Genomic DNA, 23,692 nt, shown 5'->3' on the forward strand with positions numbered 1-23,692 from the left:
TCGGCGACGGTCAGGCCCAGGTCGGCGAGCGATCGCGGGATGCCCAGCCGCTCGCCCAGCTCGTGCAACTCCCGTACCGGATCCGCGGTGAAGCAGCACGAGCCCAAGCCCCGGGTCCTGACCGGCTTGATGGCCCTCGATGATCTCCTCGGTGGCGGGCGGCGGCCTGGACGACCGTGGTCGCTGCCCGTACCTCGATGGGCAAGTCCATGCTCGCCCTGACCATGGCCCGTAACTGTGCCTTCCGCCAGGGCCGTCCCGCTCAGGTCGCTTCTCTGGAGATGTCGAAGGAGGGACTCCTCGAGGGGACGCTCGCCGCGGAAACCGGCGTGCCGACCGAGAAGATCCGCCGCCGGACGCTGGATCCCTCCGAACTCGACCTCCTTCACGCAGTCGCTGCGGAGGCCGACAGCAAGGCGCTGTCGAGTTTCGGAGGTGACGGCACCACGCCTGCCGTCGCCGAGATCGAGCGCCGGTGCGCCGCCGTGGTGGGCCGGCACGGCCGCCTGGACTTTCTGGTTGTCGACTATCTCGGCCTGATGGACGGCGCGTTGCTGCAGTGTGCATCGGGGGACCGGAAGAAGGAGGTCGCCGATGTCGTGACAGATCTCCAGGAACAGGCGACCCGCTTGGAGGCCGCCGTGGTGATCGTGGAACAGCTCACCCGGGCACCGGAACTCCGGCACGATCACCGGCCCTGATCGACACAACCGGGTCTGGGCCCGCTTCCACGGCGACGAACTGATCGTCACCGCGGGCGGCGAGGACGGCTCGGCCCGCGAGGCCGCCCGCCACCGCCGCGGCCGGCCGAGCACCCCGGTCCTGGACGACGCCCGCTACCCGCCGCGGGAGAAACAGGACAACGAGCGTGCCCCGAAAGCCACTTCGGCAGAAGAGACTGCCTTCCTCCAGCTCGGTCCCGGGGCCGCGGCCTGGCTGGTCCAGGCCGCGGCCGGCGGGGTCCGCCGCATCAAGGCGAAGATGGCCGAGGCCGCCGCCCTGTCCAAGCTCCACTCCTTGGCCGAGGTCGAACGGGCCCTGGGCACCGCCGCGGTCACCGGACGCTTCGCAGACAAGGGCCTGCTGTCCATCGTCGACTACCAGGCCACCCGCGAGCACACCGAACCCGTCCGTCGCAGCGAGGAACCCTCCCTGCAGCCCAGCACCTCCGCCTGGGCCTCTTTCGGCCTGCCCACCCAGCCCGCCTCCGACGTCTACGAGTACGACGAAAGCGATCTCGCCTGATGGCCACCCCACTTCGCACCGTTCCCGGCACCAACGGCGATCCGCTCGCCGAGGCCATCGAGCTGACCCGGCGGCTCAAACTCCCGCACCTGCGGCGGGTGTTGGCCGACCTGATCCCCACCGCCAAGGCACAACGCTGGGACCCTGCCGAGGTCGTCCGCGTCCTGCTGGCCGAGGAGGTCGCTACGGTTCATGGCGCCGAGAAGCATGAACGCCGCCAGGCCTTCTCGTGACGTTCAGGTAGTGCCGGGGCGGAGGCCACGTGGTGTCGCGCAGGGTCAGGGCGCTGCCGGAGCGGCGACCGGCTCGCCGGGGGACGGGTCCAGCGGGTCGTGCTGGTGGCGCAGGCCCAGCAGGACCGTCGCGGCGAGCAGGGCTGCCGCGAGCGCCAGGACGAGCAGGGCCGGCTGGAGGCCTCCGGACGCGGCGCTCAGGCCCGCGACGACCAGGGGGCAGAAGAACTGCCCGAGGGTCAGCGCGCCGCTCCACCAGCCGGTGCCCCGGCCGCGCTGGGAGTAGTTCAGCCGGTGGATCGCCCAGACCAGCAGGGTCGGCAGTATGACCCCGGTGCTGAATCCGGTGATGATCGCGCCGGTCACGACGACGGGCAGCGCCCCGGTCGCGAAGACGGTGGCCAGGCCGACGGCCACACCCGCGAACTCGAGGGGAACCAGGACGCGCGCCGGTCTGGCGGCCAGCCGGGGGAAGAGTGCCGAACCGGTGGCCGTGGCCAGCGCCATGACGGCGGAGATGGTGCCCACGACGGCGGTCGAGTGGATCCCGATGCCGTCCAGGATGAACGGCAGTTCGACGACCAGGGTGAAGAAGTACAGCCCGCCGAACAGCGTGACCAGGCACGGGACCAGGACCTGACGGCGCGGCAGCGGCTCCAGCCGTGTGCCGACGCCCGGCGTAATGGTGCGGGGCGGCTGCCACAGCAGCCTGGCCATCGGCACCAGCAACAGCAGCGGAAGCACGTACATCCAGAACGGGGTCCGCCAGCCCGACACCCCGAGCACTCCGCCCACGGCCAGGAACGCCGTCGCGGCCAGTGACGTGGCCAGCGTCGATACGGAGAGGTACTTCGCCCGCCGCGCTCCCGTCCAGTAGTCGCCGATCAGAGACGTGCAACAGATCAGGATCACTCCCTCGCAGGCCCCCAGCAGCACCCTGCTGACGTCTATCGCCACCAGCGAGGCCAGGTAGAGCGGGGCGCTGCCGACCACGGCATAGAGCGCCATGGCGATCAGCAGGAGCGCCTTGCGGTTGGTCCGGTCGGCGACGGATCCGAGAAGTGGCGCGGACAGGGCGAGGAACAGTCCCGGCAGGGCGACCACCATCGGGACCAGGACGTCGCTGCCGGGTGTGCTGTGGAAATGCCGTTGCATGTGCGGCAGCACGGGCGCGATCAGGGCGGAGCCGAGCACGGGCATACAGATCCCCGCCACCAGCAGCGTCAGCTGGGCACGTCCTGCTGGGCGTTCGACTGCGCCGGGGACCGTTTGGTCCGGTGGGGTCGCCTGGTCCGGTACAGGCGTCAGGTGCGGTGCGGGCGCCAGGTTCAGTGCGGGCGGCGACGGCTCGGTCTGCGGCCGGTCGCGGTCGATGTCGTCGGTCACGATGACACACCTCCTTGTGATGTCACGAGCGCGGGACGTGGGGGGAGGTTCGGTGGCGGCCGTCATCGGCAGCAGGCGGGCGCCGGACGCCGGGCGCAGGATCGGGAAGAGCCCGTCCACGGCCGTACGACACTCACCGGATGCCATACGACCGTGGCGGCCCGCACTGCGACGGGACGCGGGGTCAGTTCTGGGCGGTGGGGGGAGGGAGCAGGCGCTGGTAGGCGGGGACGGCGACGGCGGCGACCACGAGGTGCATCACCACCAAGGCGACGACGGCCCCCCAACTCGTACCGGGCTGGCTGGCGGTGGCGCCGACCATGATGTCCGGGACCAAGCTGACGAGCACGACAGCTGGGACCAGGACGCGCAGCACTCGGGCGGGGCGGGTCGATCGTGCGCGGATGATCGCCCAGGCGGCAGCTGCGGCCAGGACGCCGAAGACGGTGAAGGGCACGTAGGCGGACGGCTGGAGCGGCTGGAAATCGTGCGAGGCGCCGAGGGCGTGGGCTGCTGTGGCGACAACGGCGTTGAGGACGGCGGCGACGGCCGCGGTGCCGATCAGACCGCCGGTGACGACGAGGCCGCGGGGGCGGGCCGGCTGGGTGGCGAGTTGTTCACTCATGGTGTTTCTCCGGATCAGGTGTCGGGTGGGGACAGGGAGCGGGTCGAGTCGGTCGGTGATGACGACGGGCCGGCGGCTGGCGGTGAGGGCAGTGAGCGTGATGGCGGCTCTGTCGGAGGCGTCACAGCGGGAACTGCGCATGAGCGCCCTCGCCGCGTTCGCCGAGGGTTCGCTCTCCCGTCTGTCCCAGGTCGTGGCCCGTCTGGAACGCAAGGGCTACGTCCGCCGCCACCCCGACCCGGCTGACGGCCGTCACACCGTTGCCACGCTCACCGACGAGGGGTACCGGAAGATGGTGAGCGCTGCTCGGCCGCATCGGCCGGCGCATCCTGTACGCCATCGCCCCCGAGCACGCCGACGCCGACCTGCACCGAGACTCCTCAGGCTGACCAGGCGCGCATGCACGGCCCCGGCTGTCTCGTTCATTCCGGGTCACCGAGCTTGAGGAGCAGCTTGCCGGGCTGTTTTCCGCTGAACATCGTCGGCAGCAGGGCGGGCGCGTTCTCGAAGCCGTCCACGACGTTCTCCTCGACGTGACGACCTGGCCGATGCCCATGGTCCGCATCGGCTCACCGACCTGGATCGGCGGCAGGCAGCCCCCGTCGTCGGTGAGCCGGATGCGCTGGCTGGCGTCGTAGGCGAAGTACAGGGTGCGGACCAGGATCTCCCCCTCTCCGGGGGCCGGCGGGTCCGACTCGGCGAATGGAAGTCGTCGGTGGTGACGGCGCCGACGGGGCGGCGGGCCGGCAGCCATTGACGGTTGACGGTGGGCATGGCCATGAGCGGTTCTCCCTCGGGGATTTCGGCGTGCGGCATTACAGGCCCAGGTCGCGGCCGATGACCTCTTTCATGATTTCGTTGGACCCGGCCCAGATCTTCGTCACGCGGGCGTCCCGCCAGGCGCGTGCGATGCGGTATTCGTTCATATAGCCGTAGCCGCCGTGCAGTTGGACGCACTCGTCCAGTACGGCGTTCTGCGTCTCGGCGGCCCACCACTTGGCCTTGGCCGCATCCACGGGGGTCAGTTCGCCTCGCGTGTGCGCGAGGACGCACTGGTCGACGTACGCCTGGGTCACCTCCACCCGGGTAACCAGTTCAGCTATCAGGAACTTGTTGTGCTGGAAGGAGCCGATGGTCTCTCCGAACGCGCGGCGCTCCTTGGCGTATTCGATGGTCTCGTGCAGGAGCCGCGCGACATGGCCGGTGTTGGTGACGGCGGTCGACAGCCGTTCCTGCGGCAGGAGCCGCATCATCGAGGCGAATCCCTGGCCAACCTCGCCGAGACGGTGGCTGTCGGGGACGCGGACGTCGGTGAAGAAGAGCTCGGCGGTGTCGGCCTCCTCCTGTCCGACCTTGTCCAGCTTGCGGCCGCGTTCGAAGCCTGGCATGCCGGCCTCGACGACGAAGAGGCTGATGCCCTTGGCCCGCTCGCCGGGGCCGGTGCGGGCGGCCACGATGACGAGGTCCGCCTGGTGGCCGTTGGTGATGAAGGTCTTGGAGCCGCTGACCAGCCAGTCCTCGCCGTGCCGGACCGCGGTGGTCTTCAACGCGGCGAGGTCGGAACCGCCGGAGGGTTCGGTCATGGCGATGGCGCTGATCAGGTCGCCCGAGGCGATGCCGGGCAGCCAGCGCTGTTTCTGTTCCTCTGTGCCGAGTTCCACGAGGTAGGGCGGGCAGGTGTCGGTGTGCAGGGCGAGACTGGCCCCGACGCCGAAACTGAAACCGGCGAGTTCCTCGTCCGCGACGGCGTTGAAGCGGAAGTCGCCCGCGCCTGTCCCGCCGTACTCCTCCGGGACGGACAGGCCGAGGATGCCGAGTGCGCCCGCCTCCTGCCAGATGTCCCGGGGGATGGACTTCCGCCTGAGCATCTCCTCGTGACGGGGCGCGAGAACGCGTTCGGTGAACTGGCGGACGGCATCGCGGAAACTGTCGTGATCCTTGTTGAAAAGGGTGCGGTGCATGTGGTGCTCCGATCCTCAGATCTGTCGCTCGTGACCGCGCCAGAACGGCTCGCGTACGTCCTTCTTGAGGACCTTTCCGTTGGCGCTGCGCGGGATTTCGGGCACGAACACGACCCGCTTAGGTGTCTTGATGCCGCCGAGTCGCGGACGGCAGTAGGCGATGAGTTCCATCTCGGTGAGTTCCTCGCCGTCGTTCAGCTCCACGTGTGATCCCGGGTGGGCACGAGGGTGCCGTCCACGACGACCACGGTGTCCTTTGAGAACCGCTTGCGGGGCTGGAGAGCGAGCATCCAACCTCGGAGATACCGGTTCGCTGTTCGGTCTCGTCCTGATGATCACGTAGCCAGGACCTCATGCGGGCGGCCCGGCGCACCAGTTCCTCCGGTGTCAGGTCCGGCTCCGGCTGCGGAATCTCGATGATTTTCTCGGCTGTCTCGGTTGTCTCGGACAATTCGCACCCCATCCGCTGCTGTTCTGGTCGGCCTGAAGGGAGTGTTGGCGGCGCGGCGGAGGACCGTCCAATGCCGGTGACTGTGGGCTTGATGAGTGCCGTGCATCACGGCAGGTCGGAGAGGGGACGGGAATGCCGCACATTTCTGCCTGGTGACGTGCGGGGAAGCGCGCTGTAACCTGGCGCGGACCACGACGCCGTGGACCTCGCCTTTCTGGAGGGCTTAAGACGGTGTCCTATGTGGTGATCGCTCGTTGGGCTGTCTATGGGGCGGGGTACGTGGAGTTGGATTGTTCCGGACGGGCTATGGGAGATCGCCGAGCCGCTGATCCCACCGTCGAAGGTGCGGCCGCAGGGCGGCGGAACGCAGGACACGCCTGATGAGACGCTGTTCGCGGCGATCATCTACGTGCTGGTCAGCGGTTGTGCCTGGCGGGCCCTACCGCCGTGTTTCGGGATATCGAAGTCGACCGCGCACCGCCGGTTCCTGATCTGGTCGCGGGCCGGCGTGTGGGGCCGGCTGCACGAAGCGGTGCTGCACCGCCTCGATGACGCCGGCCTCATCGACGTCTCGCGCGTGGTCCTCGACTCCGCTCACGTGCGGGCTAAAAAGGGGGCGAACTCACAGGTCCGAGCCCCGTGGACCGAGGTAAGCCGGGTTCCAAGATGCACGTCCTGTCGGACGCGAACGGACTGCCCCTTCTCGTCGGCGTCTCGGCCGCCAACACGCACGACAGCGAAGCGCTGAAGCCCATGGTCGAGGGCCACCAAACGAGACACGACCCCCACCGCGGCCGCCACTTCAAGCCCCAACGCCTGCACGCTGACAAGGCGTATGACATCCCCCACCTGCGGAAATGGTTACGAGGCAAGCGCATCGGCGTGCGCATCGCCCGCAAAGGCATCGAGTCCAGCGAACGGCTGGGCCGCCGAAGATGGGTGATCGAGCGGACGATCTCGTGGCTGTCCGGCTACCGCCGACTCAGTCACCGCTACGAACGCCACTCCCGCAACTACCTGGCCTTTCTCGGCCTCGCCGCAGCACTGTGCTGCTACAAGCGACTACTCCGCCTCACCACATAGGACACCGTCTAAGTGGATCTCCGGAGTTTGCGCCATTTCTCGGCGCTCGCCGAGACCTTGAATTACGGGTCGCCGCCGAGCGTCTGCACCTCACCCAGCCCGCGCTGACGCGCTCGATCGCCGCCCTCGAGCGTGAGCTGGGCGTCCAGCTGTTCGACCGCGACAAACGGCATGTGGCGCTCACCGCCGACGGCGGGGAACTGCTCGAACGGGCGGGCGAGGTGCTGGCCGACGCCGAGCGGCTCTCCGCCGCCGCGGGCGCCATCAGGGCCAGGCGGCGGGACGAGGTGCGGGTCGCGTGCTACGGCGTGGCTCTGGCCGAACTCACTCATCCGGTCATCGAGGCGTTCTGCGAGCGGTATCCCAGCGTCACGATCCGGGTGCACGAAGCGGACTTCCACCAGGGTCTGGCCCCGCTGCTGGCCGACGAGTACGACGTGGCGCTGGTGCCCCTGAACGTCGACATGCCGGGCCTGACACGCGTACCGATCTTCACCGAGCCCCTTTCTCTCGCGCTGTGGAAGGGGCATCCGCTGGCCTCGGCAGCCGCGGTGGACGTGACCGAGGTCTACGACCAGCCCTGGGTCACCCCCGAGCCGGGCCTCGACTTCTGGGTGAGCGGATGAAACGGGGACGACGACGCCCCGACGGTCGGCTCCCACGCCCGCTTGGCCCTGGACGTGTCCTTGAAGATCGCCTACCACTACATGGTGGGACTGATGCCGCTGTCGGCCACCCGGATGTTCCCGCACCCGGGAGTCGAGAACGTCGCTCCGAAGGAGCCCCTCGGCTTGGTGGCCGCCGTCGCCTTTCCGGAGGCGGGTCACTCGCCCGCCGCCCCGGCCTTCGCCGAGCTCGCACGCCGGGTGGCCCGACGTGCGAGCGGCGTTCCGTACGCCGAACTCGCCCGGTAGAAGCGGTCAGCCGCCGTACGGCGGCTCGCCCGCCCAGGCCGCGTGCAGGACGGCGCGCAGATCGTCGGCGGAGGCCGGGCGGGGATTCGCGTACGGCGCCCCGAGAGCGACGTCGACCGCACGGTCCACGTCGGCGGCGGTCAGGCCGAGGTCGGCGAGCGATCGCGGGATGCCCAGCCGCTCGCCCAGCTCGTGCAACTCCCGTACCGGATCCGGGACATCGAGCGCCCGGCGCAGCGCCGCCAGTGCCTCGGGAACCGCCGGCGCGTTGAAGGCCAGCACATGGGGCAGGACGACGGCGTGTGTCTCGGCGTGCGGCAGGTCGAAGGTGCCGCCGAGCACATGGCAGAGCTTGTGGTGCAGCCCCATGGTGGTGGCGCCGAGACAGGCACCGCACAGCCACGCCCCGTACAGCGCGCGGCCGCGCGCGTCATGCCCCGAGGGGTCGGCGACGATCTCGGGAAGGGCCGAGGCCAGCGCCCGCACACCCTCCTCCGCCATGAGGGAGACGATCGGAGTGCAGTCCGGGGCGTACAGAGCCTCGACGGCGTGCGCGATCGCGTTCATGCCGCTCGTCGCGGACCCCACGGGCGGCATGGTGAGCGTGAGCAGCGGGTCGTACACGACGCTACGCGGCAACACCTTCGGGTCGCGCCCGGTGCGTTTGACCGCGCCCTCGGTCAGGCCCCAGACGGGTGTCATCTCCGATCCGGCGTACGTCGTCGGGACGGCGACGATCGGCAGGCCGGTCCTGAGCGCGACGGCCTTGGCCAGGCCGGTCACGGAACCGCCGCCGACCGCCACGCAGCCGTCGGCCCTGGCCTCGCGAGCCGCCTCGACGGCCAGGTCGGCGACCTCCACCGGGACGTGCGTCACCGCCCCCGCGTGCAGCCCGGCGCAGGCGTCGCCGAGAGACGCGGCGACGGCACGGGCCGTGTCCAGGCCATGGTCGTCGCACAGCACGAGGACGCGGCGCAGGCCGAGAAGCGCGACCTCGTCGGGCACCGCGTCCGGGACGGCACCCGACCGGAACAGGACGCGCATCGGCTGGGCCTGATAGGTGAAGTCCAAGGCGCTTTCCCTCACGCGATCACCGGTTGCAGCACGATGTCGAAGCGCGCCCGGCGGAAGGGATTGGCCAGGCCCAACTCCGCGGCCTCCGCGCGGGAGTCCACCTCGACGAACTCCTCGACCAGGCTCTCCTTCACGGCGAAGACCGCGTCCGACTCCAGATAGTCGCTGCCCGCCACGAAGATGTGCGTCGTCACCGGGCTGTACCCCTCGGCGCCCACGATGAAGTGGACATGGGCCGGACGGTAGGGGTGACGGCCGGTCGCCTCCAGCAGCGAGCCGACCGGCCCGTCCGTCGGAATCGGATACGGGCTCGGAACGCACGAGCGGAACCAGAACCGCCCCTCCGCGTCCGCCGTGAACAGCCCGCGCCCATTGCCCGGCGGCTGCTTCTCCGGCTGCTGGACGTCGTAGAAGCCCTGGTCGTCGGCCTGCCACACGTCCAGCGTCGCACCGGGCAGCGGGGTGCCGTCGACGGAGACGACCCGTCCGCTGATCACACACGGCTCGCTGCCGCCGACCAGATCGATGTTCGCCCCGAGTTCACGGACCGGGGACTCGGTCATGTGGAAGGGGCCGAGCACCGTCGAGTCGGTCGCGGCGGCCGCCTTGTGGTCGTTGATCGTCTCGACGAGCATCGACACACCCAGGACGTCCGACAGCAGGATGAACTCCTGCCGGGTGTCGTCGCACATGTGCCCGGTTGCGGTGAGGAAGTCGATCGCCCGCTCCCACTCGGCCTGGGTCGGCTCGATGTCCCGTACGAAATCGTGCAGGTGACGCGTCAGGGAGGCCAGCACCTCGCGCAGTCGGGGATCGGAGGTGTGGGCGAAGCTTTCCAGCACCGCCGTCGTCGTCTCGGTCTCCGCGGGCTTCGCGGTCTTCGCCGTGAGGTCCATGGCCGCTCAGCCCCGCCCGAGGATCTGCCGCAGCGCGTCCCGCAGTGCGGCCGTGACGTCACCGGTGGCGTCCTGGCGGCGGAAGGCCACGTGGTTGTCCGGCCGCACCAGCAGCGCGCCCGAGTCGCCGATCTCCCGCAGCCGGGCCCAGTCCCCGTACGGGTCCTCGTGCTCCTGGCCGGGTCCGATGACCGCCGTGGCGATCTCCAGGCCGAACTCCTTGCCGAGGATGCGGGCGGCCTCCGTCCAGGGCTCGCCGCCGATGCCGGTGATCAGGGTGAACCGGCCGTTCCCGCCCAGGTCCAGGGTGGACAGATTGCGGGTGCCCGCGGAGAGCCAGGCGTGCGGGAGCTTGGCGCCGGGGCGGGTGCTCGGCTGGAAGTGCAGCTCGGGGTCGCGTGCGAAGCCGGGGTCCTCGGTGCCGTCCGGGGCGATCGCGGCGGAGGTGTAGCGCTGGTTGAGGTCCACGCCGTGGGCGTTGAACTCGTATGCCTTGAAGGCGATCGCCTCCCGCAGCCGCGCCCGCTGCTCCTCGGCCTCCGTAGTGGCGTCCTTGCGGGCGGCGATGTTCCGCCACAGCTGCTCGGGGGTCTGCGGCGCCAGGCCGCCGAGCGCCTCGAAGACGGGTGCCGTCTCACCGATGGACTGGTTGGCCCGGGTGACGACCTGCCTGCCGACCGGTGCCCGCTCGTCACTGTAGGTGTCCAGCAGGGACGGGGACGCGGTGCCGTCCAGGACGAGCTTCAGCTTCCACGCCAGGTTGTAGGAGTCCTGGATGGAGGTGTTGGAGCCCAGCCCGTTGGACGGTGGGTGCCGGTGGCAGGCGTCGCCCGCGCAGAACACCCGGCCGTTGGAGTACGTCTCGGCGTACATCTCGTTGACCGTCCACGCGGAGGACGACTTGATGGTCACCGGGATCTCGTCGTCGCCGATCAGCTTGCGGACGACGGACAGGGCGTACTCCTTGGTGAGGTCCGGCGGCCCGGCGTCGACGTCGTAGCCCCACACGATCAGCCACTCGTTCCACGTCCGTACGCAGCGCACCAGGCCGGCGCCGATGCCGCCCACGGTCGCGCCGGGCGCCAGCACCCAGTAGAGGGTGGCGGGGCGGTGCGCCACGTACTTGGTGAGGTCCGCGTCGAAGACGATGTTGATGCTGCCGGCCACGCCCATCTGGCCGCCCATCGGTAGCCCGGCGTCCTCGGCCACCTTGCTGCGGCCGCCGTCCGCGCCGATCAGGTACTTGGCGCGGATGGTGTACGTGTCGCCGCGCAGCCGGTCGCGGACCGTGGCGGTCACGCCGTCGGCGTCCTGCTCGTGCGACAGGTACTCGGTGTCGAACCGCAGTTGGCTTCCGCGCGCTATGGCCGCGTTCACGAGCACCGGCTCCATGAGGTGCTGCGGCATGTCGCACATGCGGGTGGGACTCGCCAGCTCGTGCGCGGCCTGCACGAGCGGTTCGTTGCCCCAGGACCTCAGCCGGCCGAGCTCCTCGCCCGCGATGGCGGTGCAGAAGACGGTGTTGCCCATCAGATGCTGCGGGGTGGCCTGGGCGATCACATCCTCTTCGACACCCAGGTCACGCAGCACTTCCATGGTGCGCTGGTTGGTGATGTGCGCCCGGGGCGTGTCCGCGAGGCGTGAATAGCGGGTGACTATGACGTTCGGCACGCCATAGGTGCTCAGCGCCAGTGCGGCGCTCGCTCCCGCGGGCCCGCTTCCCACGATGAGCACATCGGTCTCGACGCTCGGCACGGTCGGCACGGTTGTCATCGGGACGTTTCCTCCACATCGGCCAGTCGCTTGTTCAGCCAGGTCATCAGTGCCTCGGCCACGTCGTCGGAGTTCTTCTCGCCCATGGGCAGGTGACCGTTGCCCGTGAGCCCCAGGTCCGCCAGGCGCAGCAACTCGGCGTCCGCACCGGCCTGGGCGAGGTAGTCGGCGACACCGTGCTGGAACGGCGCGAACGGCGAGGTGTCGGCCGCGACCACGGCGATCGGGAAGCCCTGGAGCCCTGGCAGGGACCGCACGGGGCCGGCCTGTTCGTCCTGGACGAGGCAGTCCTGCAGTCCGTCGCCCCCGGCCTCGCGCAGCCGGAGGCGCAGTTCCTCCGGGGTCCGCGTCGGCGGCTCGTAAGTGATCGGGGCCGCGGTGAGCCCCCACTCCAGCTTTCCGAGGCCGGGCAGTTCGATGAACGGCGGCCCCATCGGCTCGATGGAGACAATGGCCTTGACCAGCCCAGGCCGGGCATCGGCGACCAGCCAGCCGAACGGCGCCCCCATGGAGTGGGTGATCAGCACGGCCGGTCCGATACGGTCCAGCAACTCGGCCCCGCAGCGCCGCATCTGCTCCTCGTTCTCGGCGAAGGTGGGCAGCGTCGGGCCCTGGCTCGCCATCAACTGGTCCAGCGCGGAGTCGTCGCCGACCTCGCCGCTGCCGGGCCACTGGCTGCCAGGTCGTCCCGCCCCGTCGCAGAACAGCCAGCGGATGAACTCGTACGTCGGCGCCGCGCCCTCGATGGGCCCGAGGACATCGGGGTGGTACGGGGAGCGCCCATGACCTGGACGGTCGACCACGTACACGGCGTAACCGGCCTGGAGGAACCGGGTGGCCCAGCCGGGGCGCCCGTCCGGCGTCGACAGGTAGTCCGTGCCCTGGCCGCCGCCCCCGTGGACCATCACCACGGGCAGCGGATGCCGGAGATCGGCCGGGATCTGGTACTGGACGTACATCGCGGCCTCGGCGGCGGTCCCAGCCTCGGTCGGCTTGCGCCCGACACCGACCCAGAACGCGCCTTGCTCGCTGATCGTCAACGGCGAGGCGGCACGGGCCGGCTCGGCGGTTCCGGGTGTTGGGGAGATGGTCATCGGCGAACCTCCGTCACGGCGTCTGCGCCCATGCCCAGCACTATTGGTGACCGGCTCCGGGCCGGTCCAATGCCGGTTGGGGACGCCGTGATGCATGGCGCTCATCAGCGTCCCCGAGGGCGGCTACTTCACCGGGAAGGTGCGCGTGGCGGCGACGGTGACCAGGGCGTCGGTGTAGAGCGCGGCCTCCAGCTGCTCGACGACCGGCAGTTTGTGCTGCGGGTCGCGGTCGGAGAGGCCGGTCAGGTCGATCGCGCGAGCGTGCTCGGCCCAGGCCGCGGGCATCTCAGCCGGAGCCGACTCATCCGCGATGGCTGGTGCGGCGGGGCGGTCGGCGGCCGCCGCCTGCGCTCGGGTTATCTCGCGGGCCTGGGCGACCCGCCGCTTCTTTCCGGCCTTCTTCTTGGCCTGGCTGGGCCATTGGTCGACGGGGGTGACCGAGCCGAGGATCTCGAGCAGATGTTCCAAGAGCTCGCTCTCGGAGTGGATCCTGATGTTGTTTGCTTTCACGCGTGTCAGGAGGGCGTCGGCGGTCTTGTCCGAGAACGCGGGGATCTCACCTTCGGGCGGCAGCCCTCGCCAGCGCAGGATGTGCCAGGTCTCGTGGTCGGCAGGGTCCTGGAAGAACACCTGCCTGCGGTCCCTTCGGTCACTGCGGACTACCCACGTGCCCGCGTGTTTGCCGCCTCGAGCGGAAGGGTGCAGGAAGCGCGGCTCGTCGAGGACCGGGTGGTGATACCAAAGCCCGAGGATCTTCACTCCCCGTCGCGGATGGATCTTCACGTGGTGCTTGCGTAGAACCTTGTAGTAGAAGCTCGGTTCGGGAAAGTCCAGGTCGAAGCCGCCCTGTTCCATGGCCGCGGCGAACAGGGTGTTGGGGCTGTGGTCCTCACCCGGTGCCCAGCTGGGGGCGTATTCGCCTAATTTGCGGTTCTGCCAGATCTGGACGATCCAGGTGGCGATGATGTGCTCGGCCTGCGCGAGCGTGAGGCTCGCGTCGCGTTCGGGGTCGGCCCCGCGGTCCGCGACGTCGCCGCCGGTGAAACCCAGCAGGTGCTCGAAGAGCATGGTCTGGATGGTGAGGAACTGGCGCTCGACCGCGTACTTGTCGGTCTGCCGCAGGACGCGAGCAGGCAGGATCCGGCAGCCGATCTCCCTTTCGGCTTCTACCAGGTGGTGGTTCTTGTAGGGGCCGCCGTGGTCGGTGGTGACCGTCTCCGGGGCGAAGAACGGCAGCGCGGCGACCCGGTGCCCGGTGAACTCGGCGATCACCTCTGCCGGGACCCCTGCGTAGGGCCATTCCATGTCCTCGCCCCAGCCGTCCCGCATCGGAAGCGGCAGCATCACGTCCCGCAGCAGCATCGCGATGTCGACCGAGGTGTCGGACTGGAGTGTGAGCCTGAAGGCCGGCAGTCCGTGCGTGTAGAGATCGAGTGCGAGGGTCAGTGTCGAGTTGATCGCGTCGCCGAACACGGTCTCGCGCAGCTTGACCGGCATGGGGGTCGAGTCCAGCACCAGAACCTGGCCCGGGCGGTGGACAACCATCCGGCCGGAGACACCGGCCTCCGCCGCGGCTTCGGCCGTCCGTCCGTAACGCGGTCGGGCTCCGTCGGGCGCGAACCACTCCTTCCAGACGGCCGCGAACGTCCAGCGGGAAGGGATCTTCTCGGTGGGAAACGTCGGGAACCGCTCACTCATGTACTGGTGCATCAACCGGTACTTGGCCGCCTGGCTCAGGCGGGCGCGTGGGCCGCACTCGGCCTTGACCGCGAAGATCGCCTCCCGGACCTCCTCCGTGATGCTGCGGTGCCCGCTGCGTCGCCGTGTCCAGCGCCCGTCCGCGCAGGCCAGCAAGAGACTCTCGCCCGCTAGTCCGGACAGACGTACGAGCGTCCGGTAGCTGAGGTGCTGTAGACCGCACCGGACCGCTTCCGGACGGGGCATAGCCTCCATCTCCGCAGCCTTCGTGTACCGACGCTGGGTCAGCGTCGTGCGGTCAGGGTCGTAGGCCGGCCGGGGCTCACCCTGCAGGGCCCGAGCCGGGTGGCCCTCCCGGAACCCCGTCTCGGCTTCCAGCACGTGCGCAGCACGCAGCCGGGCCTGCTCCAACTGGTCCCTGGTCAGGTCGGCGAGTGTCCTCGGCTGCCGGGCGACCGGCGGCGGGCGCCTCGATTCGACTGCGGGAAGAAGCTGCAGGTCAGCATGGTTGATGAGCCAGCGGAACGAGCGGGTCTCCGCGCGGCCGTCGTCATCGACGAGGGCGAGTCGGCCGAGCTGGGCGTGGACGTCTTCGATCGTCCACTCGACGCCATTGAGCGCGATCCGCCTGCCCGCCGCGATCTGCAAGAACCCCCTCGCTGCCATCACACCGCCCAGATCAGTGAGCTGTTGCGCAAGGGACTGCCCAGGTCAATGCCGAGCTCGCGTTGCCAGAGCAGCCGGACGATGTTCGCCCGGCCAACGGAAGGCACGCTGGTCGCGTCCGCGAGTTCTGAGAATGGCATCACTCGCCTGTCCTTGCCGCCGATAGCGGTGAGCAACTGGTCCCGCATGCCCAGCAGATCCCTCGTCGGTCGGCGGCGCGAGGACAGGTGATCAAGGACGCTCCAGACATGCGGGCGCCAACCCGCGACCACCGAATACCGCCACCCGCAGGCCGCTGCCACCTCCCTGGACGCCGAGAACTTCAGCGCGTCGGCATCCTTGACCAGATCAATCGGGCGGACGTCCAGCAGCCACATCCCTCCACCGAACACGGCCAGGTAGTCCGGGATGTGCCAGGACTGCCCGCCGACGTGCTCAAAGTCCAGCCGGAACGGCTGCGACAGCACCTCCGATGCGCCCAGGAAGTCCAACGCGACCAGCAGCCGCATTTCCTTCAGCGACTCAAAGCCATGCTTCCCGCCCGTTGACGTCATCATCTCGAGTCCGGGGCGATGTCCCTGCTTCGCCCGCCACGTGAACCCTCGCATCGGCCGGGACAACAGCGCCGGCACGTGAGCCATATCCCGGATCGGCCAGCAGACATCGTCGGCGCCTATCCGCCACGTCGAGCTCCACCGACGAGTCCAGTCGTCCCCGAGACGCAGTCGATCCCGGAACCCGGCGTCCCCGTCGTACGCCGTGACAAGCTGGTCCAGATGACTTGAATCCGACGGGATCTTCGCTCGCCCTGCCTCGTCCATTCATCCAGGGAAGCACCACGCGACCGGTGATCGGGGCGTTTCTTGTGTACTGCCCGCAACACAGTGTGACGGCCCCAAGATTTGCCAACTTGCGTACCCCATGTGCCAACTAAAATTCTCGGTCACAAACCGATCTCCGGACCACCGATGGCGGGATTGCATAAACGTGCAGCGAAACGTATAGTCATGCCATCCAAGAGGAGGGTTCCATGGCGGTACGTGCGGCAGTTGCGGGAGCGAGTGGGTACGCGGGCGGGGAACTGCTGCGTCTGCTCCTGGTGCACCCCGAGATCGAGATCGGCGCCCTGACCGGCAACTCCAACGCCGGCCAGCGCCTCGGCGCGCTGCAGCCGCACCTGCTGCCGCTCGCGGACCGTATCCTTCAGGAGACGACCCCCGACGTGCTGGCCGGGCACGACGTCGTCTTCCTCGCGTTGCCCCACGGGCAGTCCGCCGCCGTCGCCGAGCAGCTCGGCCCGGATGTCCTCGTGGTCGACATGGGCGCCGACTTCCGGCTGAAGGACCCGGCCGACTGGGAGAAGTTCTACGGCTCCGCGCATGCCGGGACCTGGCCGTACGGCCTCCCCGAACTGCCGGGTGCCCGCGCCGCGCTGGAGGGGTCCAAGCGCATCGCGGTACCCGGTTGCTATCCGACGGCCGCCTCGCTGGCCCTCTTCCCGGCGTACGCGGCCGGGCTCGCCGAGCCCGAGGCCGTGATCGTCGCCGCCTCCGGGACGTCAGGTGCGGGCAAGGCGCCCAAGGCGCACCTCCTCGGCAGCGAGGTCATGGGGTCGATGTCCCCGTACGGCGTCGGCGGCGTCCACCGGCACACGCCCGAGATGATCCAGAACCTCGGCGCGGCCGCCGGCGAGCCCGTCACCGTCTCCTTCACACCCACCCTCGCGCCGATGCCCCGCGGCATCCTCGCCACGTGCAGCGCCAAGGCGAAGGCCGGCGTCACCGCCGAATCCGTACGGGCCGCGTACGAGAAGGCGTTCGCCGACGAGCCGTTCGTGCATCTGCTGCCCGAGGGGCAGTGGCCCGCCACGGCGTCCGTCTACGGTTCCAACGCCGTTCAGGTCCAGGTCGCGTACGACGACGCCGCGCACCGCATCATCGCGATCAGCGCCATCGACAACCTGACCAAGGGCACCGCGGGCGGTGCCGTCCAGAGCATGAACCTCGCCCTCGGGCTTCCCGAGGAGCTGGGTCTTTCCACGATCGGAGTCGCACCGTGAGCTGGGGGTACCGCCCAGCGGTAGCTGGGGGAGCATGCGCAGCCACCGGGCCGCAGACAACGACGAAGACCGCACCTCTGCGCTGCACGGGCGACGGTGACATCAGCCGCTACCGCGGCGGGGCGAACAAGGAGATGCAGTGAGTGTCACGGCAGCACAGGGATTCACGGCGGCGGGGATCGCCGCCGGGATCAAGGAGAACGGCAACCCGGACCTGGCCCTCGTGGTCAACAACGGGCCCCGCCGCGCGGCCGCCGGCGTCTTCACCTCCAACCGCGTCAAGGCCGCGCCCGTCCTGTGGTCCGAGCAGGTCCTCAAGGGCGGCGAGCTGACTGCCGTCGTCCTCAATTCCGGTGGCGCCAACGCCTGTACGGGGCCCAAGGGCTTCCAGGACACCCACGCCACGGCGGAGAAGGTGGCCGAGTCCCTCGACGCCGCAGGGTTCGGCGAGATCGGCGCGGGCGCGGTCGCGGTGTGCTCGACGGGCCTCATCGGTGTGCTGCTGCCCATGGACAATTTGCTGCCGGGCGTCGATGCGGCAGTCGCCCAGCTCAGCCCGCACGGCGGCGAGAAGGCCGCCATCGCCATCAAGACCACCGACACGGTCCACAAGACGTCGGTTGCGACGAAGGGTGGCTGGACCGTCGGCGGCATGGCCAAGGGTGCCGGCATGCTCGCCCCCGGCCTCGCCACCATGCTCGTCGTGGTGACCACGGACGCCGACGTGGACAGCGAGACCCTCGACAAGGCACTGCGCGCGGCCACGAAGGTCACCTTCGACCGCGTCGACTCCGACGGCTGCATGTCCACCAACGACACCGTGCTGCTGCTCGCCTCCGGCGCCTCCGGCATCACCCCGGAATACGGGGAGTTCGCGGAGGCCGTACGGGCGGTCTGCGACGACCTCGGGCAGCAGCTCATCCGCGACGCCGAGGGTGCGAGCAAGGACATCAAGGTCGAGGTGATCAACGCTGCGACCGAGGACGACGCCGTCGAGGTGGGCCGCTCGATCGCCCGCAACAACCTCCTCAAGTGCGCGATCCACGGCGAGGACCCCAACTGGGGCCGTGTCCTCTCGGCCATCGGGACGACCCGGGCCGCCTTCGAACCCGACCAGCTCAACGTCGCCATCAACGGCGTATGGGTCTGCAAGAACGGCGGCGTCGGCGAGGACCGCGACCTCGTCGACATGCGCTACCGCGAGGTCCACATCGTCGCCGACCTCGCCGCGGGCGGCGAGACCGCCACGATCTGGACCAACGACCTCACTGCCGACTACGTCCACGAGAACAGCGCGTACTCCTCATGAGCAATGTCACCAGGAAACACACCGCTCTGCCCAAGGCGCAGATCCTCATCGAGGCGCTGCCCTGGCTGACCCGGCACAACGGCAAGACGGTCGTCGTCAAGTTCGGCGGCAACGCCATGATCGACGAGGAGCTGAAGGCGGCGTTCGCGCAGGACATCGTGTTCCTGCACCACGCCGGGCTGAAGCCCGTCGTCGTGCACGGCGGCGGCCCGCAGATCAGCGCCGCCCTCGACCGGCACGGCATCGTCAGCGAGTTCAAGGCCGGCCTGCGTGTCACGACCGAGGACGCCATCGACGTCGTACGCATGGTGCTGGCCGGACAGGTGCAGCGCGAGCTGGTCGGGCTGCTCAACCAGCACGGACCGCTCGCCGTCGGCCTGACCGGCGAGGACGCGCACACCATCACCGCCACCAAGCACCAACCCGAGATCGACGGCGAACTGGTCGACATCGGGCGGGTCGGCGAGATCACCGACATCGACACGGGCGCCATCGAGGCGCTGCTCTCCGACGGCCGGATCCCGGTCGTCTCCTCGATCGCCCGCTCCCAGGACGACGGACATGTCTACAACGTCAATGCTGATACGGCGGCTGCGGCACTCGCTGCGGCACTTGGGGCCGAAACCCTCATGGTCCTCACGGACGTCGAGGGCCTCTACGAGGACTGGCCCGACAGCGACGAGGTGATCAGCCGCCTCACCGCTTCCGAGCTGGAGAAACTGCTGCCCGAGCTGGCCAGCGGCATGGTGCCGAAAATGGAGGGCTGTCTGCACGCCGTGCGCAACGGCGTCACCACGGCCCGCGTCATCGACGGCCGGGTCCAGCACTCGATCCTGCTGGAGATCTTCACCGACGAGGGGATCGGCACGATGGTCGTGCCGGACGACGAGGAAACGGGGGACGCCGCATGACCGGCAACGAAGAGCTCACCCAGCGGTGGCAGGGCTCGCTCATGGACAACTACGGCACGCCGCGGCTGCCGCTCGTCCGGGGCGCCGGGACCAAGCTGTGGGACGCCGACGGCAAGGAGTACCTCGACTTCGTCGGCGGGATCGCGGTCAACGCGCTCGGCCATGCCCACCCCGCGATCGTCGAGGCCGTCGGCAAGCAGATCGGCTCCCTCGGCCATGTCTCCAACCTCTTCGTCGCCGAGCCGCCCGTCGCGCTCGCCGAACGGCTGCTGCAGCTCTTCGGGCGCGAGGGCCGGGTGTACTTCTGCAACTCGGGCGCCGAGGCCAACGAGGGCGCTTTCAAGATCGGCCGGCTCACCGGGCGGACGCACATGGTCGCCACCACCGGCGGCTTCCACGGCCGCACCATGGGCGCCCTCGCGCTCACCGGTCAGCTCGCCAAGCAGGAGCCGTTCCTGCCGCTCCCCGGCGACGTCACACATGTCCCGTACGGCGACGCGCAGGCCCTGGCCGAAGCGGTCACCGAGGACACCGCCCTGGTGATCATCGAGCCCATCCAGGGCGAGAACGGCGTGGTCGTGCCGCCCGCCGGCTACCTCAAGGCCGCCCGGGCGATCACCGCCGCCACCGGAGCCCTCCTCGTCCTCGACGAGGTGCAGACCGGAATCGGCCGGACCGGACACTGGTTCGAGTACCAGGCCCACGAGGGCGTCCTGCCGGACATCGTCACGCTCGCCAAGGGCCTCGGCGGTGGGCTGCCGCTAGGCGCCACCGTCGCCTTCGGCCGGGCCGCCGGGCTGCTGAAGCCCGGTCACCACGGCACGACCTTCGGTGGCAACCCGGTCGTCTGCGCCGCCGGACTGGCCGTACTCGACACGATCGAGTCCGAAGGACTCCTTGAAAACGTGAAGCGTACGAGCGAGAAGCTGTGGGACGGAATCGAGTCACTCGCGCACCCGTTGATCGGCCATGTCCGGGGTGCGGGGCTGCTCCTGGGTATCGTGCTCACCGAGCCGCTCGCGCCCCAGGTGCAGCAGGCGGCTCAGGACGCCGGTTTCCTGGTGAACGCGCCCGCCCCCGATGTCGTACGGCTGATGCCCCCGCTGAACCTCGGCGATGACGAAGTGGACGCGTTCCTCCAGGCCCTTCCCGGCGTCCTCGACGCAGCCAACGGGGACGGATGATCCTGAGAAATGGGACGACGACGATGAGTCAGGCGCAGGACCACGAGCACGCAGGGCCTGCCGTGCCGCAGACCCGCACCGCACGCCACCGCCGGATCGTGGACATTCTCAACCGGCAACCGGTGCGCTCCCAGAGTCAGTTGGCGAAGCTTCTCGCCGACGACGGGCTGAGCGTCACCCAGGCGACGCTCTCCCGGGACCTGGACGAGCTGAACGCGGTGAAGATCCGCAACAACGACGGCGACCTCATCTACGCGGTACCGAGCGAGGGCGGCTTCCGCACGCCGCGCGCGCCGCTGGGCGAGTCGGCGAAGGAGGAGCGGATGCGGCGGCTCTCCGCGGAGCTGCTGATCTCCGCGGAGGCCTCCGCGAATCTTGTGGTTCTGCGGACCCCGCCGGGGGCCGCGCAGTTTCTCGCCTCGGCCATCGATCAGGCCGAGCTGCATGACATTCTCGGCACGATCGCCGGGGACGACACGTTGCTGCTCATCAGTCGCAACCCGACCGGCGGTCAGGCGCTGGCCGATCACCTCTTGCGGTTGGCTCAGAACAATCACTGAGAGAGCGTCTGTGAGCTGGGTCAGCGGGTGAGGCGGTTGCTGAGCTGCCAGGTGGCGGCGGTCCAGATCATGGCTTCGTGGGTGGCTGGGAGGGTCTTGTAGTCGCGTACGAGGCGGCGGAACTTGGTCAGCCAGGCGAAGGAGCGTTCCACGCCCCAGCGGCGGTGGAGCAGGAGAAAGCCCTTGGCCTGGTCGGGGCGCTTGACGATCGCCACGGCCAGGTCCCAGATCTTGCGCGCGTCGCGGACGAACCGGCCTGTGTACCCGGCGTCGGCCCACACCAGGGTTGATCGTGGAGAACGCCTCGCGCAGCCGCGGTGATGCGGAACGCACCGTCGCGGTCCTGCAAGGAGACGGCCGTGACCACGACGGCCAGCAGCAGCCCGCCGGTGTCGACCGGCTCCCTGCCGCGCCGGGAGCGGCGGCGCCAGCGGCGCCAACCGCCCGTCGGTCATCGTCGAACCGGGGTAGGAGTGCCGCCACGAGGGACGATCACCACCCCGGCCATGACCAGGGCATGACGAGTACGGGCACTCGGACGATACGTGCACCCGGACTCCTGGTAGGACCGGCAAGCCTGGACGGCCCTCTCCTGCCAGGAGTCCTTCACCTTCCGGGCGAACCGCTCACCGATCGAGCACGCGGGGGCCGTTCGCATCGTCCGGAGGTTCCGCCCGGCACCCAACACCTTGTGCCGACGCCGTCGACGAAGGCGCGTCAGTGGTGGTGGCCGTGCCGGCCGAGGGTCTCCACGGGGGTCGCGCCGGGGCGGGTCCACTGCGGCACGGGCCGGCTGGTCGGCCCCCAGGTGGCGACGCCGTCGGCGTCCGAGCGCCAGTACCAGCAGGCCTGGCGGCCCTCGGACGGGTGCCCCTCGCGGACATCGCCGATCACGAGCCGGCCCTCGGGGTTGTCCTCCCACGCCTCGCCGCGGCCGTAGGGCGTCATGTCGAGCAGGCCGAGGGACCCGTTGACCGGCTCGTTGCCACGGCCCGTAGTGGAGTAGGTGAGGAACACGCGGTCGCCGGCGCGCAGGAAACAGACGATGTGCCCCATTCCTCCGCCGACCGGCGCCTCCACGCCCCGCACCGAGTACCAGGGCTGGGTGTAACCCATGAACTCGACGTAGGGAGCCACCTCGTCCCACGGACCCGAGGTCAGGACGGCGAACGAGACGCCCCGGGCGTTGAGGTAGACGGCGTCCTTCACGTGCCAGGCCGTGGTGGTGCAGCCCTCGCACTGCCCCTGGTGCGGCGCGCCGTCGTACCACATGTGCTTGTAGACCACGAGCTCGTCGCGACCCTGGAACAGGTTGAGGAACGGGACCGGCCCGTCAACGCCGGTGACCTCGACCGCGCCGTCGAGCTCGACCATCGGCAGCCGCCGCCGGGCCGCGGCGATCGCGTCGCCCTCACGGGTGTGCGCCTTCTCGCGGACCAGCAGCTCCTCGCGCGCCGCCTGCCAGGTGGCCAGGTCGACGACTGGCGGCTTGCCGGGGAGGTCGCTGCTCGCGTTGCCGGGCGTGGTCGTCATGGTGTCCTCCGTGGTGTCTCGTGCCGGGCAGCGTCGTACGACGTCCTATGACGCTCACCAGAACAGACTCGCGACCCGGCCGGAACTCATCGCGGCAGGGGGCGCCCTCGGCCGAGCCTGCACGGACCACGTCGGGCTGACAAGTTCACAGAAGCGCTCTGAGGTGTACGACAGTGGAGGCGCACCCCCGGTCGGGGTGCGCCTTTGTGTGTCCCGGTGCGGGCCCCGTGGTTGCTCGCGCCCACGCGGCGGAGCCGCACAATGTCACAGCCCCGCTCCCCTTACGGGGCTCAGCCCAGTCTTTGAGCCAGCCCCCCGGTGCACCTCACCTCGTCCCCCGCAGTGATCAGCAGGGCCTCGATGCCGGGGAGGGACTCCAGCCAGTCCAGAGCCTGGCGGGAGCCCATCGCGAAGGCCGCCGTCGCCCAGGCGTCGACCCAGGTCAGTCGGGGGCCCACCACAGTCACGGCGACCAGGTCGGTGACCGCGGACCGGCCGGTGCGGGGGTCGACGATGTGGGTGCCGCGCTCGGCGGTGCCGGAGGTGGCCACGGCGAGCTCGTCGACTCCGGCCGCGGAGACCACGGCGGCGAGCGAACCCGGGCGCAGCGGGTCCGACACGCCGACCCGCCAGGGCCGGTGCGACCCGGGCACACCGCACAGCTGGACGTCGCCGCCGCCGTTGACGCTCACTCCGCTCGCCCCGGCCGCCGCGATGAGCCGGGCGGCGCGCTCGGTCGCCCAGCCCTTCACGATCCCCGTCGGGTCGAACTCACCCTGGTACGTCGTGCTGAACCAGCCCTCGCTCAGCCGCTCCGCCTCCGCGCCCAGACCGAGCACCTCGGTGACTTCCGGAGCGCACTCCTCGACCGTCAGCTCACCGCGCGCGAGACGCGAGATCTGGCTGCCCTCGCGGTAGGTGCTGAACACCTCGTCCACGCAGTGGAGTTGAGCGATCGCCTCCTCCAACGCCGTCTGTACGACCGCCGGTTCCCCTCCCCGTACGTCGAAGGAGAAGACCGTACCCATGACCTCCTC

22 protein-coding genes and 6 pseudogenes are annotated in these 23,692 nt (G+C 69.8%); 13 read left to right on the plus strand and 15 right to left on the minus strand.

Going from position 1 to position 23,692, the window contains the following annotated elements:
* Nucleotides 1–161: 161 nt before the first annotated feature.
* The 3 pseudogenes from ACZ4RZ_RS15470 to ACZ4RZ_RS15480 form a co-directional block, all read left to right on the plus strand.
* Nucleotides 162–701, plus strand: a pseudogene (locus ACZ4RZ_RS15470) (DnaB-like helicase C-terminal domain-containing protein); the annotation flags it as partial.
* Between the two features lie 10 nt (nt 702–711).
* Nucleotides 712–1,245, plus strand: a pseudogene (locus tag ACZ4RZ_RS15475) (IS21 family transposase); the annotation flags it as partial.
* Nucleotides 1,245–1,466 (plus strand): annotated as a pseudogene (locus tag ACZ4RZ_RS15480) (ATP-binding protein); the annotation flags it as partial. The pseudogenes ACZ4RZ_RS15475 and ACZ4RZ_RS15480, both read left to right, overlap by 1 nt.
* Before the next feature lie 57 nt (nt 1,467–1,523).
* Here ACZ4RZ_RS15480 and ACZ4RZ_RS15485 read toward each other — a convergent pair.
* Both ACZ4RZ_RS15485 and ACZ4RZ_RS15490 read right to left on the minus strand, forming a co-directional pair.
* Nucleotides 1,524–2,864 (minus strand): MFS transporter, encoded by a 1,341-nt coding sequence (locus ACZ4RZ_RS15485; protein ID WP_467744885.1) that lies wholly within the window; start codon nt 2,862–2,864, stop codon nt 1,524–1,526.
* Between the two features lie 184 nt (nt 2,865–3,048).
* Nucleotides 3,049–3,489: a DUF6069 family protein gene (locus tag ACZ4RZ_RS15490; RefSeq protein WP_467744886.1), complete on the minus strand. Its 441-nt coding sequence runs from the start codon at nt 3,487–3,489 to the stop codon at nt 3,049–3,051.
* Between the two features lie 139 nt (nt 3,490–3,628).
* On the opposite strand from ACZ4RZ_RS15490, the gene ACZ4RZ_RS15495 reads away from it, so the two are divergent.
* Nucleotides 3,629–3,934 carry a MarR family winged helix-turn-helix transcriptional regulator gene (locus ACZ4RZ_RS15495; RefSeq protein ID WP_467745067.1) on the plus strand — a complete coding sequence of 102 codons (306 nt, stop codon included), beginning with the start codon at nt 3,629–3,631 and terminating at the stop codon, nt 3,932–3,934.
* Between the two features lie 132 nt (nt 3,935–4,066).
* On the opposite strand, the pseudogene ACZ4RZ_RS15500 reads toward ACZ4RZ_RS15495, so the two are convergent.
* The 4 genes and pseudogenes from ACZ4RZ_RS15500 to ACZ4RZ_RS15515 all read right to left on the minus strand — a co-directional run.
* A pseudogene (locus tag ACZ4RZ_RS15500) lies at nt 4,067–4,243 on the minus strand (hypothetical protein); the annotation flags it as partial.
* A gap of 61 nt (nt 4,244–4,304) precedes the next feature.
* Nucleotides 4,305–5,450 (minus strand): acyl-CoA dehydrogenase family protein, encoded by a 1,146-nt coding sequence (locus tag ACZ4RZ_RS15505; RefSeq protein WP_356760777.1) that lies wholly within the window; start codon nt 5,448–5,450, stop codon nt 4,305–4,307.
* 15 nt (nt 5,451–5,465) lie between these two features.
* Nucleotides 5,466–5,654, minus strand: a complete 189-nt coding sequence (locus ACZ4RZ_RS15510; protein ID WP_467744889.1) for an AMP-binding enzyme — start codon at nt 5,652–5,654, stop codon at nt 5,466–5,468.
* Nucleotides 5,654–5,746 (minus strand): annotated as a pseudogene (locus ACZ4RZ_RS15515) (IS5/IS1182 family transposase); the annotation flags it as partial. The pseudogene ACZ4RZ_RS15515 and the gene ACZ4RZ_RS15510, both read right to left, overlap by 1 nt.
* 420 nt (nt 5,747–6,166) lie before the next feature.
* Between ACZ4RZ_RS15515 and ACZ4RZ_RS15520 the strand changes: the two are divergent.
* The 4 genes and pseudogenes from ACZ4RZ_RS15520 (at nt 6,167) to ACZ4RZ_RS15535 (ending at nt 7,898) form a co-directional block, all read left to right on the plus strand.
* A protein-coding gene (locus ACZ4RZ_RS15520) for an IS5 family transposase (RefSeq protein WP_467744891.1) occupies nt 6,167–6,984 on the plus strand; the annotation gives its coding sequence in 2 pieces (ribosomal slippage) (nt 6,167–6,509 and nt 6,509–6,984; 819 coding nt in all).
* Nucleotides 6,948–7,118, plus strand: a pseudogene (locus ACZ4RZ_RS15525) (helix-turn-helix domain-containing protein); the annotation flags it as partial. The gene ACZ4RZ_RS15520 and the pseudogene ACZ4RZ_RS15525, both read left to right, overlap by 37 nt.
* Before the next feature lie 39 nt (nt 7,119–7,157).
* Nucleotides 7,158–7,610 (plus strand): LysR family transcriptional regulator, encoded by a 453-nt coding sequence (locus tag ACZ4RZ_RS15530; protein ID WP_467745068.1) that lies wholly within the window; start codon nt 7,158–7,160, stop codon nt 7,608–7,610.
* Nucleotides 7,611–7,652: 42 nt separating this feature from the next.
* On the plus strand, nt 7,653–7,898 hold the full coding sequence (locus tag ACZ4RZ_RS15535; RefSeq protein ID WP_467744893.1) for a hypothetical protein: 246 nt from the start codon (nt 7,653–7,655) through the stop codon (nt 7,896–7,898).
* Between the two features lie 6 nt (nt 7,899–7,904).
* Here the strand turns inward: ACZ4RZ_RS15535 and ACZ4RZ_RS15540 are convergent, their stop codons facing one another.
* The 6 genes from ACZ4RZ_RS15540 to ACZ4RZ_RS15565 all read right to left on the minus strand — a co-directional run bounded on the left by ACZ4RZ_RS15540 (nt 7,905) and on the right by ACZ4RZ_RS15565 (nt 15,920).
* Nucleotides 7,905–8,942 carry a maleylacetate reductase gene (locus ACZ4RZ_RS15540; protein ID WP_467745069.1) on the minus strand — a complete coding sequence of 346 codons (1,038 nt, stop codon included), beginning with the start codon at nt 8,940–8,942 and terminating at the stop codon, nt 7,905–7,907.
* A gap of 38 nt (nt 8,943–8,980) precedes the next feature.
* Nucleotides 8,981–9,868, minus strand: coding sequence for an intradiol ring-cleavage dioxygenase (locus ACZ4RZ_RS15545; protein WP_467744894.1), 888 nt, complete (start codon nt 9,866–9,868; stop codon nt 8,981–8,983).
* 6 nt (nt 9,869–9,874) lie between these two features.
* Nucleotides 9,875–11,641, minus strand: coding sequence for an FAD-dependent oxidoreductase (locus tag ACZ4RZ_RS15550; protein WP_467744895.1), 1,767 nt, complete (start codon nt 11,639–11,641; stop codon nt 9,875–9,877).
* Nucleotides 11,638–12,735 carry an alpha/beta hydrolase gene (locus tag ACZ4RZ_RS15555; protein ID WP_467744896.1) on the minus strand — a complete coding sequence of 366 codons (1,098 nt, stop codon included), beginning with the start codon at nt 12,733–12,735 and terminating at the stop codon, nt 11,638–11,640. The genes ACZ4RZ_RS15550 and ACZ4RZ_RS15555 overlap by 4 nt, the downstream gene beginning before the upstream one ends.
* 123 nt (nt 12,736–12,858) lie before the next feature.
* Entirely contained in the window at nt 12,859–15,099 is a 2,241-nt protein-coding gene (locus tag ACZ4RZ_RS15560; RefSeq protein WP_467744897.1) for a transposase, read from the minus strand.
* On the minus strand, nt 15,099–15,920 hold the full coding sequence (locus ACZ4RZ_RS15565) for a hypothetical protein (protein WP_467744898.1): 822 nt from the start codon (nt 15,918–15,920) through the stop codon (nt 15,099–15,101). Before ACZ4RZ_RS15565 ends, ACZ4RZ_RS15560 begins: the two co-directional genes overlap by 1 nt.
* A 209-nt stretch (nt 15,921–16,129) precedes the next feature.
* Between ACZ4RZ_RS15565 and argC the strand changes: the two genes are divergently transcribed.
* From argC to ACZ4RZ_RS15590, 5 genes are all read left to right on the plus strand, one after another.
* The gene (argC, locus tag ACZ4RZ_RS15570) at nt 16,130–17,158 is read left to right on the plus strand and encodes an N-acetyl-gamma-glutamyl-phosphate reductase (RefSeq protein WP_467744900.1); all 1,029 of its coding nucleotides are present in this window, start codon (nt 16,130–16,132) and stop codon (nt 17,156–17,158) included.
* A 139-nt stretch (nt 17,159–17,297) separates the two neighbouring features.
* On the plus strand, nt 17,298–18,467 hold the full coding sequence (gene argJ / locus ACZ4RZ_RS15575) for a bifunctional glutamate N-acetyltransferase/amino-acid acetyltransferase ArgJ (RefSeq protein WP_467744902.1): 1,170 nt from the start codon (nt 17,298–17,300) through the stop codon (nt 18,465–18,467).
* Nucleotides 18,464–19,378 (plus strand): acetylglutamate kinase, encoded by a 915-nt coding sequence (gene argB, locus ACZ4RZ_RS15580; protein ID WP_467744904.1) that lies wholly within the window; start codon nt 18,464–18,466, stop codon nt 19,376–19,378. The genes argJ and argB overlap by 4 nt, the downstream gene beginning before the upstream one ends.
* Nucleotides 19,375–20,562, plus strand: a complete 1,188-nt coding sequence (locus ACZ4RZ_RS15585) for an acetylornithine transaminase (RefSeq protein ID WP_467744906.1) — start codon at nt 19,375–19,377, stop codon at nt 20,560–20,562. Before argB ends, ACZ4RZ_RS15585 begins: the two co-directional genes overlap by 4 nt.
* Before the next feature lie 23 nt (nt 20,563–20,585).
* Nucleotides 20,586–21,122 (plus strand): arginine repressor, encoded by a 537-nt coding sequence (locus ACZ4RZ_RS15590; protein WP_388868828.1) that lies wholly within the window; start codon nt 20,586–20,588, stop codon nt 21,120–21,122.
* Nucleotides 21,123–21,142: 20 nt separating this feature from the next.
* Here ACZ4RZ_RS15590 and ACZ4RZ_RS15595 read toward each other — a convergent pair whose 3' ends face one another.
* From ACZ4RZ_RS15595 to ACZ4RZ_RS15605, 3 genes are all read right to left on the minus strand, one after another.
* The gene (locus ACZ4RZ_RS15595) at nt 21,143–21,577 is read right to left on the minus strand and encodes a transposase (RefSeq protein ID WP_467744908.1); all 435 of its coding nucleotides are present in this window, start codon (nt 21,575–21,577) and stop codon (nt 21,143–21,145) included.
* A 262-nt stretch (nt 21,578–21,839) separates the two neighbouring features.
* On the minus strand, nt 21,840–22,655 hold the full coding sequence (locus ACZ4RZ_RS15600) for a DUF899 family protein (protein WP_467744909.1): 816 nt from the start codon (nt 22,653–22,655) through the stop codon (nt 21,840–21,842).
* 290 nt (nt 22,656–22,945) lie between these two features.
* The gene (locus tag ACZ4RZ_RS15605) at nt 22,946–23,683 is read right to left on the minus strand and encodes an FAD:protein FMN transferase (protein ID WP_467745071.1); all 738 of its coding nucleotides are present in this window, start codon (nt 23,681–23,683) and stop codon (nt 22,946–22,948) included.
* Nucleotides 23,684–23,692: the final 9 nt, after the last annotated feature.

Source organism: Streptomyces sp. NPDC027189, assembly GCF_055566975.1.

What these genes read in the sequence shown, in the direction of transcription:
- ACZ4RZ_RS15490 (WP_467744886.1), bottom strand. Translation starts at nt 3,489, where the DNA reads ATGAGTGAACAACTCGCCACCCAGCCGGCCCGCCCCCGCGGCCTCGTC.
- ACZ4RZ_RS15495 (WP_467745067.1), top strand. Translation starts at nt 3,629, where the DNA reads ATGAGCGCCCTCGCCGCGTTCGCCGAGGGTTCGCTCTCCCGTCTGTCC.
- ACZ4RZ_RS15505 (WP_356760777.1), bottom strand. Translation starts at nt 5,450, where the DNA reads ATGCACCGCACCCTTTTCAACAAGGATCACGACAGTTTCCGCGATGCC.
- ACZ4RZ_RS15540 (WP_467745069.1), bottom strand. Translation starts at nt 8,942, where the DNA reads ATGCGCGTCCTGTTCCGGTCGGGTGCCGTCCCGGACGCGGTGCCCGAC.
- ACZ4RZ_RS15545 (WP_467744894.1), bottom strand. Translation starts at nt 9,868, where the DNA reads ATGGACCTCACGGCGAAGACCGCGAAGCCCGCGGAGACCGAGACGACG.
- ACZ4RZ_RS15550 (WP_467744895.1), bottom strand. Translation starts at nt 11,641, where the DNA reads ATGACAACCGTGCCGACCGTGCCGAGCGTCGAGACCGATGTGCTCATC.
- ACZ4RZ_RS15555 (WP_467744896.1), bottom strand. Translation starts at nt 12,735, where the DNA reads ATGACCATCTCCCCAACACCCGGAACCGCCGAGCCGGCCCGTGCCGCC.
- ACZ4RZ_RS15560 (WP_467744897.1), bottom strand. Translation starts at nt 15,099, where the DNA reads ATGGCAGCGAGGGGGTTCTTGCAGATCGCGGCGGGCAGGCGGATCGCG.
- ACZ4RZ_RS15565 (WP_467744898.1), bottom strand. Translation starts at nt 15,920, where the DNA reads ATGGACGAGGCAGGGCGAGCGAAGATCCCGTCGGATTCAAGTCATCTG.
- argC (WP_467744900.1), top strand. Translation starts at nt 16,130, where the DNA reads ATGGCGGTACGTGCGGCAGTTGCGGGAGCGAGTGGGTACGCGGGCGGG.
- argB (WP_467744904.1), top strand. Translation starts at nt 18,464, where the DNA reads ATGAGCAATGTCACCAGGAAACACACCGCTCTGCCCAAGGCGCAGATC.
- ACZ4RZ_RS15585 (WP_467744906.1), top strand. Translation starts at nt 19,375, where the DNA reads ATGACCGGCAACGAAGAGCTCACCCAGCGGTGGCAGGGCTCGCTCATG.
- ACZ4RZ_RS15590 (WP_388868828.1), top strand. Translation starts at nt 20,586, where the DNA reads ATGAGTCAGGCGCAGGACCACGAGCACGCAGGGCCTGCCGTGCCGCAG.
- ACZ4RZ_RS15595 (WP_467744908.1), bottom strand. Translation starts at nt 21,577, where the DNA reads ATGACCGACGGGCGGTTGGCGCCGCTGGCGCCGCCGCTCCCGGCGCGG.
- ACZ4RZ_RS15600 (WP_467744909.1), bottom strand. Translation starts at nt 22,655, where the DNA reads ATGACGACCACGCCCGGCAACGCGAGCAGCGACCTCCCCGGCAAGCCG.
- ACZ4RZ_RS15605 (WP_467745071.1), bottom strand. Translation starts at nt 23,683, where the DNA reads ATGGGTACGGTCTTCTCCTTCGACGTACGGGGAGGGGAACCGGCGGTC.